Here is a 17,630-nt window from a genome sequence, read left to right on the forward strand (position 1 = left end):
TCTGGGCATGAGCGACACAGCGCCGGAGAACGAGGCCGCACCGGACCCGGCCGCCGAGGCCGAGGCCGACCCCGCCGCGCCCGCCCCGCTGGCCGTACCCCGCGCTCCCACCGGAAACGCCGAGGTCGACGCCCAGCTGGACCGGCTGGCCGACGCCGACCACCTCGCCACCGACGGACACCTCGAGGTGTACGAGGATGTACACCGGGGGCTGCGCGACGCGCTGACCGCGCTCGACGCCCGCCCGGGACCCCCGGCGCCCTCACCCTTCGTACGGCATTAGGAGCTGAACCGAACGTGGCAGGAGTCGCACGTCGCCGTCTGGACGCGGAGCTGGTCCGCCGCAAGCTCGCGCGCTCGCGGGAGCACGCCGGGCAGCTGATCGCCGCGGGGCGGGTCACCGTCGGCAAGACCGTCGCGACCAAGTCCGCCACCCAGGTGGAGACGGCCGCCGCGATCGTGGTGGCCGTGGCCGACGACGACCCCGACTACGTCTCCCGGGGCGGCCACAAGCTCGCCGGGGCGCTGAAGGCCTTCGTACCGCAGGGGCTCGTCGTCCAGGGGCGGCGGGCGCTGGACGCCGGGGCGTCCACCGGCGGCTTCACCGATGTGCTGCTGCGGGCCGGTGCCGCGCACGTCGTCGCCGTCGACGTCGGATACGGACAACTCGCCTGGTCTCTGCGCAGCGATGAACGCGTCACCGTCAAGGACCGTACGAACGTACGCGAGTTGACGCTTGAAGCGATCGATGGGAAGCCAGTGGATCTTGTCGTGGGGGACTTGTCCTTCATCCCGCTCGGGCTGGTGCTGCCGGCCCTCGAGCGGTGCACCGGGCCGGACGCGGACCTGGTGATGATGGTCAAGCCGCAGTTCGAGGTGGGGAAGGAACGGCTCGGCAGCGGAGGCGTCGTGCGCAGCCCCGAGCTGCGCGCCGAAGCGGTGCGCGGCGTCGCCGGCAGGGCGTGGGACCTCGGGCTCGGGGTGAAGGGGGTCACCGCCAGTCCGCTGCCCGGGCCGTCGGGCAATGTCGAGTACTTTCTCTGGCTCCGGGCCGGGGCACCTGCCCTGGACCCGGCCGACGTTGACCGTGCAGTTGCGGAGGGGCCGCGTTGACCGAGAACCGAACCCGTACCGTCTTCCTCCTCGCCCACACGGGCCGGCCCGCCGCCATCCGCAGCGCGGAACTGGTGGTGAAGGGGCTGCTGCGGGAGGGCATCGTGGTGCGCGTCCTGGAGTACGAGGCCTCCGACCTGCATGTGCCGGACGAGGTGGAACTGGTCGCCGAGGCCACCCCGGACTGCCTGGAGGGGTGCGAGCTGCTCATCGTCCTCGGCGGTGACGGGACGCTGCTGCGGGGCGCCGAGTTCGCGCGGGCGTCCGGGGTGCCGATGCTCGGCGTCAACCTCGGCAGCGTCGGGTTCCTCGCCGAGGCCGAGCGGGACGATCTCGACAAGGTCGTCGACCGGGTGGTCAGCAAGGCGTACGAGGTCGAGGAGCGGATGACCGTCGATGTCGTCGTGCACCGCAACGGGGACATCGTGCACACGGACTGGGCGCTGAACGAGGCGGCGGTGCAGAAGGCGGGCGCCGAGAAGCTGCTGGAAGTGGTGCTGGAGATCGACGGGCGGCCGGTGACCGGGTTCGGGTGTGACGGCATCGTGCTGTCCACGCCGACCGGGTCGACCGCCTATGCCTTCTCCGCGGGCGGCCCTGTGGTGTGGCCCGAGGTCGAGGCCCTGCTGATGGTGCCGATCAGCGCGCACGCGCTGTTCGCGAAGCCGCTGGTGACCTCGCCGAACTCCGTGCTGGCCGTGGAGCTGCTGCCGCACATTCCGCCGGGTGTGCTGTGGTGCGACGGGCGGCGGACGTTCGAGCTGCCGCCCGGCGCCCGTGTGGAGGTGCGGCGGGGGGCGGTGCCGGTGCGGCTCGCTCGACTGCATCACGCGTCGTTCACCGATCGGCTGGTGGCGAAGTTCGCGTTGCCCGTCTCCGGGTGGCGGGGGGCTCGGCACTAGCGGTCGGTAGGGGGTGACGGGGACCGGTGGCGGCCGCGGCGCCGTCGTGGTGGTCCGCGCGGTTCCCCGTGCCCCGAACGGACAACCTCCACTCGCCCGGGTGACAGGGTGCCTCGCACTCTTCGGGTCGGACCTCGTAAGGTCTTCTCCGTGTTGGAGGAGATGCGGATACGGTCGCTCGGAGTCATCGACGACGCGGTCGTCGAGCTGTCGCCCGGGTTCACCGCCGTCACCGGTGAGACGGGTGCGGGCAAGACCATGGTGGTCACCAGCCTCGGGCTGCTGCTGGGCGGGCGCGCCGATGCCGCGCTCGTGCGGATCGGCGCCGAGCGGGCGGTGGTCGAGGGGCGCATCGCCGTGCCCTCGGGCGCCCCGGTGGCCGTACGGGCCGAGGAGGCCGGGGCCGAGCTCGACGACGGCGCGCTGCTGATCAGCCGTACCGTTTCAGCGGAGGGGCGGTCCCGGGCGCACGTCGGCGGGCGCAGTGTGCCGGTGGGCGTGCTGGCCGAGCTGGCCGACGAGCTGGTGGCCGTGCACGGGCAGACCGACCAGCAGGGGCTGCTGAAGCTGTCCCGGCAGCGGCAGGCGCTCGACCGGTACGCCGGGGACGCCGTCGCCGTGCCGCTCGCCAAGTACACCGAGGCCTACCGGCGGCTGCGGGCCGTCGCCGCCGAACTGGACGAGATCGTCACCCGTGCGCGCGAGCGGGCCCAGGAGGCCGACCTGCTGCGCTACGGCCTCGACGAGGTGTCCGGCGTCGAACCGCGCGCCGGGGAGGACGTGGAGCTCGCCGAGGAGGCCGAGCGGCTCGGGCACGCCGAGGCGCTGTCCTCGGCCGCCACGGCCGCGCACGCCGCTCTCGCGGGCAATCCGGAGGACCCCGAGGGCATCGACGCCGCGACCCTGGTCGCGGGCGCCCAGCGGGCCCTGGAGGCCGTGCGGTCCTACGACCCGAGGCTCGCCGCGCTCGCCGACCGGATCGGGGAGATCGGGATCCTGCTGGGCGACGTGGCCGGAGAACTCGCCGGGTACGCCGACGACCTCGACGCCGACCCGCTGCGCCTCGCCGCCGTCGAGGAACGGCGCGCCGCGCTCACCGGGCTGACCCGCAAGTACGGGCCGGACGTGAACGCGGTGCTGACGTGGGCCGAGCAGAGCGCCGCCCGGCTGACCGAGCTGGACGGCGACGACGAGCGGATCGGCGAACTGACCGCCGAGCGGGACGCGCTGCGGACCGAACTGGGCGGGCTGGCGCAGGCGCTCACGGACGCGCGGACGGCGGCCGCCGAGAAGTTCGCGGCGGCGGTGACGGCGGAGCTGGCGTCGCTCGCGATGCCGCACGCGCGCGTGTCGTTCGCGATCCGGCAGACCGACGACCCGGAGGGCGTCGAGGTGGGCGGACGGGCGGTCGCCTACGGTCCGTCCGGCGCCGACGAGGTCGAGCTGCTGCTCGCCCCCCATCCGGGTGCCCCGCCCCGGCCCATCGCCAAGGGCGCCTCGGGCGGTGAGCTGTCGCGCGTGATGCTCGCCGTGGAGGTCGTGTTCGCGGGGACCGACCCCGTGCCGACGTACCTCTTCGACGAGGTCGACGCGGGCGTCGGCGGCAAGGCGGCGGTCGAGATCGGGCGACGGCTCGCCAAGCTCGCGAAGTCCGCCCAGGTGGTCGTGGTGACCCACCTTCCGCAGGTCGCCGCGTTCGCCGACCGGCAGCTGCTGGTCGAGAAGACCAACGACGGGTCGGTCACCCGGTCCGGTGTGAAGGTCCTGGAGGGCGAGGAGCGCATCCGGGAGCTGTCCCGGATGCTGGCCGGGCAGGAGGACTCCGAGACGGCCCGGGCCCACGCGGAGGAACTGCTCGCGACGGCCCGCGCGGACGCGTAGGGACGGACGCGTCGGCACGGACGCGGGGCGGACGCGGGGCGGACGCGTCGGCACGGTTCCCGGGCCCGGGAACCGGGGGCGGGACCCAGGGGACGTAATCGAACGGATCCCTGAGTTTCTTCGCTCGTGTGGGTGACTTGTGCGGCCGTGTCGCCGGTGGTCCGGCGGCTGGGCGACACGGAACACCCGTGCGTGCTGGCATCCTTGGGCTCGGTACGTGGAGGAAGCCGTTCCTTCGTGACCGTCCTACGCCGAACCAGGAGCCCCGGCCACGTGAGCAGCCACTCACCGCACGGCCAGTCGCCGCTGCGCACCGTGCAGGTGCTGGGCGGCGGCAACGTCGGCAGCAGCGCACATGTGCGCTCCCTGGCCGCGGGGCTCGTCGCGCGGGGCGTGCGGGTGACGGTGTGCGCCCCGTCCGAGGCCGAGCACCTCCACGACTTCACGGGCGCCGGCGCCGCACACGTGCACGTGCCGCGCAGCAGCGACCCCGGCTCCGTGGCGGCGCTGCGGGCGGCCTGCGCGGAGGCCGACGTGGTCCACGCGCACGGGCTGCACGCCTCCTTCCGGGCCGTGCTGGCCCTGGGCGGGCGCCCCACCCCGCTCGTCGTCACCTGGCACGGCCGGGCCCGCGCCGAGGGAGCCCGCGCGCATCTGCTGCGGCTGCTGGAGCGGCGGGTGGCGAGAGCGGCCGCCGTGGTCCTGGGCACCACCTCCGACCTGGTCGACCGGGCCCGGCGCAGCGGCGCCAGGGACGCCCGGCTCGCCGCCGTGGCGCTGCCCGGGCGAGGCGTGCCCGACGACGGCTCCGAGGACGACGAGGAGCCGCACTGCAAGGTGCGGGCCGAACTCGGTGCGATCGGCCGCCCGCTGTTGATGGCCGTGGGTTCGCTGGACCGGCACCGGGGCTACGACCTGCTGCTGGACGCCGTGCACGCGTGGTGCCGGCTGGACCCCGTGCCGCTGGTCGTCATCGCCGGGGAGGGCCCGCTGCGCGCGGCGCTGCAGCAGCGCATCGAGACCGAGGAGCTGCCGGTCCGGCTGCTCGGGCGGCGGGAGGACGCCGGCGCGCTGCTCGCCGCCGCCGACCTCGCGCTGCTGCCGGGCACCGAGGAGGCCCGCTCGGTCCTCGCGCAGGAGGCACTCCACGCGCGTGTGCCGCTCGTCGCCGCCCGGGCCGGCGGGATCCGCGAACTCGTCGGCGAGGCCGCCGAGCTCGTCCCGCCCGACGACGCACCGGCCTTCGCCGAGGCCGTCGTCCGGCTGCTCGGCGATCCGGACCGGTCCGAGCGGCTGCGGGACCTGGGGACCCGCCAGGCGGCCACCTGGCCCACCGAGGACGAGACCGTCGCCCAGGTCCTGAGCGTCTACGACGAGCTGACCCAGCCGGTGCCGATGATCTGACCCCGCGGTGCGCTGCGGCATCTGGACATCAAGGCGTCGGGGCGTCGGGGCGTCAGGGCGTCAGGGCGTCGGGGCGTCGGGGCGTCAAGGGGTCAGGGCAGATGCCGGCGGGCGCGCAGGGCCAGGCTGAGGGCCAGGACCGTCTGCGGGTCGTCCAGGTCGGAGCCCAGCAGTTCGCCGATGCGGGCGAGGCGGTTGTAGAGCGTCTGGCGGTTGAGGTGCAGCTCGCGGGCGGTCTCCGCCTTGCGGCCCGCGTGGGCCAGATACGTCTCCAGGGTGGGCAGCAGCGGCGGCTTGGACCGGTCGTCGTGCTCGCGGACCGGGCCGATCGCGCGGTCCACGAACGCCGCCAGGTCCGGGTGGTCGCGCAGCCGCCACAGCAGCAGGTCGATGTCGAGGCGGCGGGCGTCGTACCAGGGGCGGTCCGACAGGCCGTGGGCGGCGGTCGCCGTCTCCGCCGCGTGCCGCAGGCCCGCCGAGGCCGCCGTCCAGCCGCCCGCGACCCCGACGACCACGACTGGCGGCGGGGCGCCCGGCCGCCGCATCCCGGCCCGTTCCACCCCGGCCCGCAGTGCCGCCGCGACCCGGTCCGCGACCGCGGAACGCTCCGGCTCCGAGCGCAGCCCCACCAGCAGCGGCACCCGGCCCTCCACCGGCCGCACGCCCAGCAGCACCGGCACGCCCACCGACGCCAGTTCCTCGGCGACCGCCCGGGCCAGCACCGCCCACCCCCCGCCGGGGGAGAGCGCGTCGCCCAGCCGCATCACCACCGGCAGCAGCGGGCCCGCGCCGGGCTTGAAACCCAGCACCCGGGCCTGCGCGGGAGCGTCCTCCGCCGTGATCCGGCCCTCGGCGAGATCGGTCAGGAAGTCGCCCCGGCCGCGCGCCGCCAGCTCCTCCTCCTGACGGGCCTGCATCAGCACCACGGCCAGGATGCCCGCCGCACGCTCCGCGGCCATCCGGTGCACCGGAGCGAGCGGGCCGCGCACGGGCAGCAGCACGAGCCGGGCGCGGACCGCACCCGCCCCCGGTCCGCCCCCGGGCACGTCCACCAGCACCGACCCGGCGGGCGGCGGAGCGTCCTTGCGGGGGCCGCGCAGCCCCTCCCACACCTGGAGCGGATCCGCTCCCTCCGGTCCCTCCCCGGCGGCGTACAGCAGCTGCCCGTCCGTCGTCTCCAGGAACACCGGGTTGCCGCCGAAGCCGGCCAGGATGCCCAGCACCTGAGGGATGCCGCCGCCGCCCAGCAGCGCCTCGGTGCAGCGGCGGTGCACCTCCTCCGCGCGCTGGAGCAGGGCGTAGTGGCCGTTGACGATCTCGGTGTGGATCTCCTCCGTGACCGTCACGAACGGCACCTCGCGGTGCAGCTGCACCAGGGGCAGGCCGTTGGCCCGCGCCGTCTCCACCAGGGTCGCGGGCAGCCGGGTGAAGCGCGGGCCCAGCTCGATCACCAGGGCCGCGATGCCCCGGTCGGCCAGGGTGCGCACGAACGCCCGCTGCTCGGCCGGCCGGGTGCCGAGGCCGTACCCCGTGGTCAGCAGCAGCTCGCCGCCCTTGAGCAGGGAGGCGATGTGCGGGACCTCGCCGGCGTGCACCCAGCGCACGGTCCGCCCCAGCCGGTCCGCGCCCGCGAGGACCTCGGGCAGCCCGCTGCGCAGGCCGGGCAGTTCCAGCGCCCGGCGCACGGTGATGCCGGCGTCCTGGCTGTCGGGTCGGTGGTGCTCCGTACGGCTGTCCATGCAGCGGACGCTACCTGCGCGCACGCACCGGCAGACAGCCGAGCGGCCGGTCAGGCGGGCTTGATGTTGTGGTTGAAGCGGAAGACGTTGTCGGGGTCGTAGAGCCGTTTGACGTCCGCGAGCCGCCGCGCGTTCTCCGTGCCGAGGCCGGCCACGACCCGGTCGGTCCCCTCGTCGCCGATGAAGTTGAGGTAGACGTCCCCGGTGCTCCACGGCCGGACGTCGGCCCGTACGTCCCGTACCCACGCCACACAGCGCTCGTCGTCGGCCGGGTCCTCCCAGAGCCCGAAGGGGTGCACGCCCCACGGCGCGTCGCGGAACGGCACCGGGTAGTCGTGCGGGCCCGCGGCGATCGCGCCGCCCTGCGGGAACAGCGCGTGCATGGTGCCCGTCGGCACCGGCACGGACTCGCCGCGGGCGCAGAAGACCTCCACGAACGCGTCCGGTACGCCGGTCAGGTACTCCGCCGACCAGTAGTTCCGCATGCCGGGCGGGTCGTCCAGCATGCACTGCACCTCGGCGTACGGCATCGCGCCGACGACCGCCGCCTCGTGGGGCAGCGCCAGCATCGGCTCGGCCAGCTTGCGCAGATCGGCCTCGGACCCGGCGAACGTCACCAGGGCGCCGACCAGCAGGGTGCCGACCAGGTGCGGCGGGACGAACTCCGCCGGCGGCCCGGTGAAGTAGACGGTCATGCCGCTCGCCTCGTCGGGACCGGACGCGATCAGCTCGCGGTAGGTGCGGGTGACCTCGCGGCCGAACTCGGGCCGGTACAGCAGCAGCGCGATCGAGAAGTCGGGCAGGTCGTGCAGACCGAGGGTGAGCGCGGTGGCGACGCCGAAGTTCCCGCCGCCGCCGTGCAGGGCCCAGAACAGCTCCGGGTTGTCGTCGGCGTCGGCGTGCGTCCGGGTGCCGTCGGCGGTGACGAGGTCCACGCCGAGCAGGTTGTCCACCGCCAGGCCGAAGGCGCGGTCCAGCCAGCCGGAGCCGCCGCCGAGGACGAACCCGCCGACACCGGTGGTGGAGGCCCGGCCGCCGGTCGTGGCGAGGGCGAAGGGGGAGCAGGCGCGGTCCAGGTCGCTCATGGTCGCGCCGCCCGCGATCCGCACCGTGCGGGCCTCGGGATCGACCGTGACGGCCCGCATGTGCCGCAGGTCGGCCACCACCGCGCCGTCGCCCAGGGCGCTGCCCGCCACGCTGTGCCCGCCCCCGCGCACCGCGACGGGCAGGTCCAGATCACGGGCGAAACGCACCGTCCGGACGACGTCCGCCTCGTCCACACACTGCGCGATCACCGCCGGACGACGGTCGACCATCGCGTTGAAGACCGTGCGGGCCTCGTCGTAGCCCGGGTCGTCCGGGGCGAACACGTCGCCCGACAGTTCTTCGCGCAACGCGGCCAGCGCCGCGCCCGCCTTCGAGGGGGAGGCCATGGGGCGCCCCCTTCCGTGCAGGGGCAGTATGACCTTCCCAGACTAGGCGCGCACGGCGCGGGCTTCCTGTTCGGCGCCTGCGCCTCAGCCCCCGTAGGCGCCCGACGCCGTCAGCCTGAGGGCCGTGTCGATCAGCGGGACGTGGCTGAAGGCCTGGGGGAAGTTGCCGACCTGGCGCTTGAGACGGGGGTCCCATTCCTCGGCGAGCAGACCGAGGTCGTTGCGCAGGGAGAGCAGCTTCTCGAAGAGCTTGCGGGCCTCGTCGACGCGCCCGATCATCGCCAGGTCGTCTGCCATCCAGAACGAGCAGGCGAGGAAGGCGCCCTCGTCGCCGGGGAGGCCGTCGACGCCTTCGTTGTCGCCGGAGGTCGGGTAGCGCAGGATGAAGCCGTCCGGGGTGGACAGCTCCCGCTGGATCGCCTCGATGGTGCCGATGACCCGCTTGTCGTCGGGCGGCAGGAAGCCCATCTGGGGGATCAGCAGCAGCGACGCGTCGAGCTCCTTGGAGCCGTACGACTGGGTGAACGTGTTGCGTTCCTTGTCGTAGCCCTTCTCGCACACGTCCCGGTGGATGTCGTCGCGCAGCTCGCGCCACCGCTCCAGCGGGCCGTCGGCGTCGCCGGACTCGATGAGCTTGATGGTGCGGTCCACGGCGACCCAGGCCATGACCTTGGAGTGCACGAAGTGGCGGCGCGGGCCGCGCACCTCCCAGATGCCCTCGTCGGGGGCGTCCCAGTGCTTCTCCAGGTAGCGGATCAGCTTGAGCTGGAGCAGGGAGGCGTAGTCGTTGCGGGCGAGGCCCGTCATGTGGCCGAGGTGCAGGGCCTCGGTGACCTCGCCGTAGACGTCCAGCTGGAGCTGGTGCGCCGCGCCGTTGCCGACCCGGACCGGGGCGGAGTTCTCGTAGCCCGGCAGCCAGTCCAGCTCGGCCTCGCCCAGCTCGCGCTCGCCCGCGATGCCGTACATGATCTGCAGGTTCTCGGGGTCGCCGGCGACCGCGCGCAGCAGCCACTCGCGCCAGGCGCGGGCCTCCTCGCGGTAGCCGGTGCGCAGCAGCGAGGAGAGGGTGATCGCCGCGTCGCGCAGCCAGGTGTAGCGGTAGTCCCAGTTGCGGACGCCGCCGATGTCCTCGGGCAGGGAGGTGGTGGGGGCCGCGACGATGCCGCCGGTGGGGGCGTAGGTGAGGGCCTTGAGGGTGATCAGGGAGCGGATCACCGCCTCGCGGTAGGGGCCGTGGTACGTGCAGTGCTCCACCCACTCGCGCCAGAACTCCTCCGTCGCCTCCAGCGACTGCTCCGGCTCCGGCAGCGCCGGCGGCTGCTTGTGCGAGGGCTCCCAGGAGATCGTGAACGCGATGCGGTCACCGGGGGCGACGGTGAAGTCCGCGTACGTGGTCAGCGACTTCCCGTAGGTCTCGGCGGTCGTGTCGAACCACACCGAGTCCGGGCCCGCGACGGCGACCGTGCGGCCCTCGTGCTTGTGCACCCACGGGACGACCCGGCCGTAGGAGAAGCGCATACGCAGGGTGGAGCGCATCGGGACGCGGCCCGTGACGCCCTCGACGATGCGGATCAGCTGGGGCGCGCCGTCGCGCGGGGGCATGAAGTCGGTGATCCGGACCGTGCCGCGCGGGGTGTCCCACTCGGACTCCAGGATCAGCGAGTCGCCGCGGTAGGTGCGCCGGGCCGCCGTGGGCGGCTGGGTGTCGGAGGCGTGGGCCGGGCCCAGGCGCCAGAATCCGTGTTCCTCTGTGCCGAGCAGACCGGCGAAGATCGCGTGCGAGTCGAAGCGGGGCAGGCACAGCCAGTCCACTGTCCCGTCACGGCAGACCAGGGCAGCGGTCTGCATGTCTCCGATGAGTGCGTAGTCTTCGATGCGCCCGGCCACGTGCAACTCCAGTCGAACGGCCACGTCACCCCCACGCGAACGGGGGCTGTCGCTTATTTGCGGTCAAGGGGTCGTTGTAATGCGTCGTTGAGCGATGAAGCAAAGCAGTCGCTCCGCCGTATGGGCAAAACGCCAATTGTTGCTCAACGAACTGACGAGCTCTCGTTGTTCCGGTGGTCACGGGCTGGGGTGTGCCGTCTTGCCGGCCGGGCTCGGCAGCGAGTGTCCGAGCAGGATACGACGCACGTAGATGATCTGTGTGTCGCTCCCGGCAACGTGCGTACGCCGAACGGGTGAGCCCCCGGTGGGAAGCCCGTAAGAAGTAGTCTGCCCGGCCCGCGCGAACGGCGCGCCCGGTGGCGGCGCGTACCCGGAGCGTGGCCGGAAGCCATCCCGTCGAGGCGCTGATACCCTGGTAGCCCGTGGACCGGTGGGCTCGAAACCCCCGAACCGCAGCGACCCCAGACCGCGACCACGGGAGCCCCCTCTTGGCCATGCCGCCGAAATCTACGACGACCAAGCACATCTTCGTCACCGGGGGTGTCGCCTCCTCTCTCGGCAAGGGCCTGACCGCCTCCAGCCTGGGCATGCTGCTCAAGGCGCGCGGTCTGCGCGTCGTGATGCAGAAGCTCGACCCGTACCTGAACGTCGACCCGGGCACGATGAACCCCTTCCAGCACGGCGAGGTGTTCGTCACCAACGACGGCGCCGAGACCGACCTGGACATCGGCCACTACGAGCGTTTCCTCGACCGCGACCTCGACGGCTCGGCGAACGTCACCACCGGCCAGGTGTACTCCACCGTGATCGCCAAGGAGCGCCGCGGCGAGTACCTCGGTGACACCGTGCAGGTCATCCCGCACATCACCAACGAGATCAAGCACCGGATCCGCCGCATGGCGACGGACGAGGTCGACGTCGTGATCACCGAGGTCGGCGGCACGGTCGGCGACATCGAGTCGCTGCCGTTCCTGGAGACCGTCCGCCAGGTGCGGCACGAGGTCGGCCGGGACAACGTGTTCGTGGTGCACATCTCGCTCCTGCCGTACATCGGCCCGTCCGGCGAGCTGAAGACCAAGCCCACCCAGCACTCCGTGGCCGCCCTGCGCAACATCGGCATCCAGCCCGACGCGATCGTGCTGCGCTGCGACCGTGAGGTGCCCACCGCGATCAAGCGCAAGATCTCGCTGATGTGCGACGTCGACGAGGCCGCCGTGGTGGCCTGCCCGGACGCGCGGTCCATCTACGACATCCCGAAGACCGTGCACGGCGAGGGCCTGGACGCCTATGTCGTCCGCAAGCTGGACCTGCCGTTCCGCGACGTGGACTGGACGACCTGGGACGACCTGCTCGACCGCGTCCACAACCCCGACCACGAGATCACCCTCGCCCTGGTCGGCAAGTACATCGACCTGCCCGACGCCTACCTCTCGGTCACCGAGGCGCTGCGCGCCGGCGGCTTCGCCAACAAGGCCCGCGTGAAGATCAAGTGGGTCACCTCCGACGACTGCAAGACCCCGGCCGGTGCCAAGGCGCAGCTCGCCGACGTCGACGGCATCTGCATCCCGGGCGGCTTCGGCGACCGCGGGGTGCTCGGCAAGGTCGGCGCGATCCGCTACGCCCGCGAGAACAGGATCCCGCTGCTCGGTCTCTGCCTGGGCCTGCAGTGCATCGTGATCGAGGCGGCCCGCAACCTCGCCGACATCGGCGACGCGAACTCCACCGAGTTCGACGCGGCCACCGCGCACCCGGTGATCTCCACCATGGCCGAGCAGCTCGACATCGTGGCGGGCGAGGGCGACATGGGCGGAACGATGCGCCTGGGCATGTACCCGGCCAAGCTGGCCGAGGGCTCCATCGTCCGTGAGGTCTACGACGGCAAGGAGTACGTCGAGGAGCGGCACCGCCACCGCTACGAGGTCAACAACGCCTACCGCGCCGAGCTGGAGAAGAAGGCGGGCATCCTGTTCTCCGGCACCTCGCCGGACGGCAAGCTCGTCGAGTACGTCGAGTACCCGCGCGACGTCCACCCCTACCTGGTCGCGACCCAGGCCCACCCGGAGCTGCGCTCGCGGCCCACGCGCCCGCACCCGCTGTTCGCGGGCCTGGTGAAGGCTTCCGTCGAGCGGAAGAATTCCAAGTAACACACCAGCTTGTACGGTGGCCGGGGTGCTTCCCTTCAACGGGGAGCACCCCGGTTTTCGTTCGTGCACGTCGAAGGAGTACAGGGCATGACGATCAAGGACACCCCCGAGGCGTGGGAGATCCGCTCGACGGAGACCCCCTTCGTGGGCAACAAGACCTCCGTCCGCACGGACGAGGTGGTCATGCCGGACGGCGGTGTCGTCCGCCGCGACTACCAGGTCCACCCGGGTTCCGTGGCCGTCCTCGCCCTCGACGACGAGGACCGGGTGCTGCTGATCAAGCAGTACCGCCACCCCGTGCGGCACAAGCTCTGGGAGATCCCGGCCGGCCTGCTCGACGTGCCCGGCGAGAACCCGCTGCACGCGGCGCAGCGCGAGCTGTACGAGGAGGCGCACGTCAAGGCCGAGGAATGGCGGGTGCTGACGGACGTGTACACGACCCCCGGCGGCTGCGACGAGTCCGTACGGATCTTCCTCGCCCGGGGGCTGTCCGAGGCCGACGGGCGGCGCTTCGAGGTGGAGGACGAGGAGGCGGACATGGAGCACGCACGCGTGCCGGTCGACGACCTCGTCCGCGCGGTGCTCGCGGGCGACGTGCACAACAACTGTCTCGTGGTGGGCGTGCTCTCCTTCGTGGCCGCGCGCGCCGGGGACGGCCTCGACGCGCTGCGCCCCGCGGACGCACCTTGGCCGGCCCGCCCGTTCACAGCCTGAACGCTCGCGCTCGGGGGCGCGAGGCGGTGCCGTAGGCGGCTGTGGGGCGTCCGTCGTGCCTGGCGCCGCGAGGCGCGTCGCACGCGGCTGTGGCGGTCGCGCTTGGGGCCGCGAGGCGGTGTCGTGCACGGCGGTGGGCCGTTGCGCTCGGGGTGGCGAGGCACGGTGCACGGCTGGGCTGTCGTGCTTGGGGGCGCAGGGGCGTCGCACGCGGCAGTGGGCTGTGGCGCTCAGGGCTGTGAGGTGCGCGTTGTGCACGGCTGTGGGCCGTGGTGCTTGGGGCGTCGGGCGCGTCGCACGCGGTTGTGGGTGTCGTGCCTGGGGCCGCGAGGCGGTGTCCTGCACGGTGTGGCCGCCGCCCGCCCGGCTGGCGGTCGTCTCCCATCCGGTTGTGGCCGCCGCGCACCCGGCTGCCGGTCGTCGTCCCGTCCGGCCGTGGCCCTCGCGCACGCGGCCGCCGGTCGTCGTCCAGCCCGGCTGCCGGTCGTCGTCCCACGCCGCCGTGGGTCGTCGTCCCACCCGGCTGTCGGCCGTCGGCCCGTGTGGGTGCGGTGTGACGATCGCCTGATCCGATCGGGGGACCTGGGGGCCCTGCCCGCACTCCTGCGCCCGGAACGTCGCAGAGCGTGAACTAGGCTCTGGAATCGTCCGATCCGGAGTCCCGGCGGGCAGGCGTGTGCGTGGGACGGGAGTGTGGCCCGTGACGGATCAGGCAGTGGACACAGGCGGCGTGCAGCTGTCCGGACACGCTGCGACACGGGGTCAATTCCTGGGAAGAACCCGGGAGTTGAAAGAACTGCGCGCCGACATCGAACGCACGGGGCTGGACACCCTCACCGGGCGGAAGGCTCCCCGCGCGCGCGTGCTCCTCATCGCGGGCCGCCCCGGCTCCGGCCGCACCGCGCTCGCCGAGGAACTCGTCCGGCAGGTCGCCCGTCGCTACCCCGACGGCGTCCTGCGCACCCGGCTCGCCGAACCCGACGGCACCCCCGTCCCCGTCGAGCGCGCCGCCCGCGACCTGCTCGCCGCCCTGGACCTGCCGGCCCCGGCCGGCGCCGACGAGGACGAGCTCGCGGCCACCCTCCGCGCGGCCCTCGCCGACCGGCGCGCGCTGATCCTGCTGGACGACGCGACCGGCGCGGACCAGGTCGACGCGCTGCTGCCGGACACCCCGGAATGCCTGCTCGTCGCCGTGTCCGCGGGCCCGCTCACCGGTATCGCGGACGTCCGCCCCTGCACCCTGGGCGGCCTGGACACCAAGTCCGCCCTCGACCTGCTCACCCGCTACACCGGCTCGGTCCGCATCACCGTCGACCCGCGCGCGGCCGAGGGGCTCGTCGAGATCTGCCAGGGCCACCCCGCCGCGCTCATCCTGGCCGGCGGCTGGCTCGCCGCGCGCCCGCAGGCGGCCGTCTCCGACCTCGCCAAGCAACTGCACGCCGAGGGTGACGAGGGAACCCCGCTGAGCCGGGTCTTCGGCCTCGTCCACGCCACCCTGCCCGTCCCCGCCGCCCGCATCCTGCGCCTGCTCTCGCTGGCCCCGGCCGGACTGGCCGACCCGCACACCGCCGCAGCCCTCGCAGGCTGCTCGTTGAGCGCCGCCCGGACCGCCCTGGACGACCTCACCGCCCTCGGCCTGCTGCGGGCCCTGGATTCCCCGCTGCCGCAGTACGAGGTCCCGGCCGCCCTGCACCCCCTGCTGCGGGCCGCCGCCGAGGCCCAGGAACGCCCCGCAGAGCTCCAGCTGGCCCGCGCCCGTATGTTCGAGCGGACGGTACGGCTGCTGCAGTCCTGCCGGGCCGTCACCGAGCCGGACAACCCCCAGGCCCGCGAGAAGCTCCAGGGCACCCCGCGCGGCCTGCGCTTCCCCACCCCGGCCGCCGCCGCCGAGTGGCTGACCGCGCGCCGTCCCGCCCTGCTCGCCGCGGCCCGCGCGGCCGTCGCGGACGGCGAGCTGGACACCCTGGCCCGCCGGCTGATGTCCCAGCTGGTGCGCGCGATGGTCGCGCACTTCGGCACCCAGGAGGCCGCACCCGACCTGTACGGCGTCCACCGGCTCGTGCTCGACGTGGCCGAGCGCCGCGACCTGCCCCGGGAGAAGGCCGCCGCCCTGCTGAACCTGGCCGACGTCGACGCCCGGACCGGCCGCACGGCCGAGGCCCTGGCACGTTACCGGGCGGCGCTGGACGCCGGACGGGCGGCGCACGACCCGTACGCGACCGGCCGCGCGATGGAATCCGTGGGCGGCGCGCACCTGGAGCTCGGGGACTACGAACGGGCCGCCGACTGGTACGGCCGGGCCCTCGCCCAGCGCCTGGCCCGCGACGAGCGCACGGACGCCGCCCGCCTGTACGGCCGGATCGCCACCGCGCACACCTACGCGGGCCGCTACGGCGAGGCGCAACGGGCCTGGCGGGCCGCCGCGGCCGGACACCGCAAGAACGGCGATGTGGCCGCCCACGCACGGGCGTTGAGCGAACTGGCACGGGTCCAGGAGTACGCCGGCCGGCCCGAGGAGTCGCTGCGCACCTGCGAGGAGGCGCTGGAGTGGGCCCGGCACGCCGAGGACACCCGACTCCAGGCGGCCGTACGGCTGCGCCTCGCCGACACCCTGGACCGTCTCGGCGACCCGACGGCCGCGCGGCTGCACCGCGGTGAGGCGGGCCGGCTCCTGGAGGAGGCCGCCCAGGACGACGCCCCAACCGGCGGGCCTGACCCGCAATCGACTGGAACACAGCCCTAACGCCTGCGAAATCCGTAGTGCATCTCCTAAAGATTGATGCATTGAAAGGCTAGACAGCGGGAACACCTTCATTAGACTGGCTCTGCCGCACCTTCTCCTGCGGTGTATCCCGGTGTACCCCTTGCATCCGGGTATGTATCTCTATGCCCTCACCCTCTGAGCCAAGGACCGTGATCGACGTGAAGGTCGGCATCCCCCGCGAGGTCAAGAACAACGAGTTCCGGGTGGCCATCACCCCCGCCGGTGTGCACGAGCTGGTGCGCCACGGTCACCAGGTGGTCATCGAGCGCAACGCCGGCGTCGGCTCCTCGATCACCGACGAGGAGTACGTGGCCGCCGGCGCCGCGATCCTGGAGACGGCCGACGAGGTGTGGGCCGCCGCCGACCTGCTGCTGAAGGTCAAGGAGCCCGTCGCCGAGGAGTACCACCGCCTCCGCAAGGACCAGACGCTCTTCACCTACCTGCACCTGGCCGCGTCCAAGGAGTGCACGGACGCCCTGCTGGAGTCCGGCACCACGGCCATCGCCTACGAGACCGTCGAGCTCCCCAACCGCGCCCTGCCGCTGCTCGCGCCCATGTCCGAGGTGGCCGGGCGCCTCGCCCCGCAGGTCGGCGCCTACCACCTGATGCGGGCCGGCGGCGGCCGCGGTGTGCTGCCCGGCGGCGTCCCCGGCGTCCCGGCCGGCAAGGCCGTCGTCATCGGCGGTGGCGTCTCCGGCTGGAACGCGGCGCAGATCGCCATCGGCATGGGCTTCCACGTCACCCTGCTCGACAAGGACATCAACAAGCTCAAGGAAGCCGACAAGATCTTCGGCACGAAGATCCAGACCGTCGTCTCCAACGCCTTCGAGCTGGAGAAGGCCTGCCTGGAGGCCGACCTCGTCATCGGCGCGGTCCTCATCCCCGGCGCCAAGGCCCCCAAGCTCGTCACCAACGAGCTGGTGTCCCGGATGAAGCCCGGGAGTGTCCTTGTCGACATCGCGATCGACCAGGGCGGCTGCTTCGAGGACTCCCGCCCCACCACCCACGCCGAGCCGACCTTCCAGGTCCACAACTCGGTCTTCTACTGCGTCGCCAACATGCCCGGCGCCGTCCCCAACACCTCCACCTACGCGCTCACCAACGCCACGCTGCCCTACATCGTCGAGCTCGCGAACCGGGGCTGGGCGGAGGCGCTGCGCCGCGACGCCGCGCTGGCCCGGGGCCTCAACACCCATGAGGGCAAGGTCGTTTACCGCGAGGTGGCGGAGGCGCACGGCCTGGAGCACGTGGAGCTCGACCAGCTCCTCGGCTGAGTCCCCGCGGCGGACCCCGCCGCGAGCGCCGCGATGAAGTCACCTTTTCGCAAAGGAGATACGTCAACAAGGCGTGTCAACGGCACCCGCCCGGCCGGACCTTGCCCCACAAGGTCCGGCCGGTTGTGTGTATGGTCACTTTGCGGCTCTCGGTCAACTCGCCTCGAACGCAACCCTTCGACCGATTCGCGCACCGGTCGAACCTGCCGTGCGACGGCCGTACGCCCTTGACAGCGACATGTTTCATTGCCGACACATCGGGCCGGGTCCGGCGGATTGTGTTGCTGCGGACGCCCGACACGCCATAGAGTCGCCAACCGTCGGCATGGTGCCACGCTGACCTTGTCTAGAAGTTTCCTGGTCACCAAGGAGGTA

The 17,630-nt window shown here is 73.1% G+C and carries 12 protein-coding genes; 9 read left to right on the forward strand and 3 right to left on the reverse strand.

Annotated features, from left to right (window positions below):
• Window positions 1-7: 7 nt before the first annotated feature.
• The 5 genes from U5640_RS35010 to U5640_RS35030 all read left to right on the forward strand — a co-directional run bounded on the left by U5640_RS35010 (window position 8) and on the right by U5640_RS35030 (window position 5,300).
• Window positions 8-283 (forward strand): hypothetical protein, encoded by a 276-nt coding sequence (locus tag U5640_RS35010; protein ID WP_340381726.1) that lies wholly within the window; start codon window positions 8-10, stop codon window positions 281-283.
• Between the two features lie 14 nt (window positions 284-297).
• Window positions 298-1,113, forward strand: a complete 816-nt coding sequence (locus tag U5640_RS35015) for a TlyA family RNA methyltransferase (protein WP_340381727.1) — start codon at window positions 298-300, stop codon at window positions 1,111-1,113.
• Window positions 1,110-2,015, forward strand: coding sequence for an NAD kinase (locus U5640_RS35020; RefSeq protein ID WP_340381728.1), 906 nt, complete (start codon window positions 1,110-1,112; stop codon window positions 2,013-2,015). Before U5640_RS35015 ends, U5640_RS35020 begins: the two co-directional genes overlap by 4 nt.
• A gap of 162 nt (window positions 2,016-2,177) precedes the next feature.
• A complete protein-coding gene (gene recN, locus U5640_RS35025) occupies window positions 2,178-3,896 on the forward strand; it encodes a DNA repair protein RecN (RefSeq protein WP_340385516.1) in 1,719 nt (572 codons plus the stop codon).
• Between the two features lie 273 nt (window positions 3,897-4,169).
• Window positions 4,170-5,300, forward strand: a complete 1,131-nt coding sequence (locus U5640_RS35030) for a glycosyltransferase family 4 protein (protein WP_340381729.1) — start codon at window positions 4,170-4,172, stop codon at window positions 5,298-5,300.
• A gap of 92 nt (window positions 5,301-5,392) precedes the next feature.
• On the opposite strand, the gene U5640_RS35035 is transcribed toward U5640_RS35030, so the two are convergent.
• The 3 genes from U5640_RS35035 to U5640_RS35045 form a co-directional block, all read right to left on the reverse strand.
• Window positions 5,393-7,039 (reverse strand): PucR family transcriptional regulator, encoded by a 1,647-nt coding sequence (locus tag U5640_RS35035; protein ID WP_340381730.1) that lies wholly within the window; start codon window positions 7,037-7,039, stop codon window positions 5,393-5,395.
• 50 nt (window positions 7,040-7,089) lie between these two features.
• Window positions 7,090-8,472 carry an FAD-binding oxidoreductase gene (locus tag U5640_RS35040; protein WP_340381731.1) on the reverse strand — a complete coding sequence of 461 codons (1,383 nt, stop codon included), beginning with the start codon at window positions 8,470-8,472 and terminating at the stop codon, window positions 7,090-7,092.
• Between the two features lie 84 nt (window positions 8,473-8,556).
• A complete protein-coding gene (locus U5640_RS35045) occupies window positions 8,557-10,359 on the reverse strand; it encodes a glycoside hydrolase family 15 protein (protein WP_340385518.1) in 1,803 nt (600 codons plus the stop codon).
• Between the two features lie 494 nt (window positions 10,360-10,853).
• Here U5640_RS35045 and U5640_RS35050 point away from each other — a divergent pair, with 494 nt between their 5' ends.
• The 4 genes from U5640_RS35050 (at window position 10,854) to ald (ending at window position 17,255) form a co-directional block, all read left to right on the forward strand.
• Window positions 10,854-12,503, forward strand: coding sequence for a CTP synthase (locus tag U5640_RS35050; protein ID WP_067250830.1), 1,650 nt, complete (start codon window positions 10,854-10,856; stop codon window positions 12,501-12,503).
• 87 nt (window positions 12,504-12,590) lie between these two features.
• Complete coding sequence (locus U5640_RS35055; protein WP_340381732.1) at window positions 12,591-13,217, forward strand: NUDIX hydrolase; 627 nt, start codon at window positions 12,591-12,593, stop codon at window positions 13,215-13,217.
• A 700-nt stretch (window positions 13,218-13,917) separates the two neighbouring features.
• Window positions 13,918-15,960 carry a tetratricopeptide repeat protein gene (locus tag U5640_RS35060; protein ID WP_340381733.1) on the forward strand — a complete coding sequence of 681 codons (2,043 nt, stop codon included), beginning with the start codon at window positions 13,918-13,920 and terminating at the stop codon, window positions 15,958-15,960.
• A 170-nt stretch (window positions 15,961-16,130) separates the two neighbouring features.
• On the forward strand, window positions 16,131-17,255 hold the full coding sequence (gene ald / locus U5640_RS35065) for an alanine dehydrogenase (protein WP_340381735.1): 1,125 nt from the start codon (window positions 16,131-16,133) through the stop codon (window positions 17,253-17,255).
• Window positions 17,256-17,630 lie beyond the last annotated feature (375 nt).

The sequence above is a fragment of the Streptomyces sp. SS7 genome, from assembly GCF_037993025.1.
Taxonomy (GTDB): domain Bacteria; phylum Actinomycetota; class Actinomycetes; order Streptomycetales; family Streptomycetaceae; genus Streptomyces.

Excerpts from the sequence above, each read along its gene's own strand:
- recN (WP_340385516.1), top strand. The coding sequence starts at position 2,178 with ATGCGGATACGGTCGCTCGGAGTCATCGACGACGCGGTCGTCGAGCTG.
- U5640_RS35055 (WP_340381732.1), top strand. The coding sequence starts at position 12,591 with ATGACGATCAAGGACACCCCCGAGGCGTGGGAGATCCGCTCGACGGAG.
- U5640_RS35010 (WP_340381726.1), top strand. The coding sequence starts at position 8 with ATGAGCGACACAGCGCCGGAGAACGAGGCCGCACCGGACCCGGCCGCC.
- U5640_RS35050 (WP_067250830.1), top strand. The coding sequence starts at position 10,854 with ATGCCGCCGAAATCTACGACGACCAAGCACATCTTCGTCACCGGGGGT.
- U5640_RS35035 (WP_340381730.1), bottom strand. The coding sequence starts at position 7,039 with ATGGACAGCCGTACGGAGCACCACCGACCCGACAGCCAGGACGCCGGC.
- U5640_RS35040 (WP_340381731.1), bottom strand. The coding sequence starts at position 8,472 with ATGGCCTCCCCCTCGAAGGCGGGCGCGGCGCTGGCCGCGTTGCGCGAA.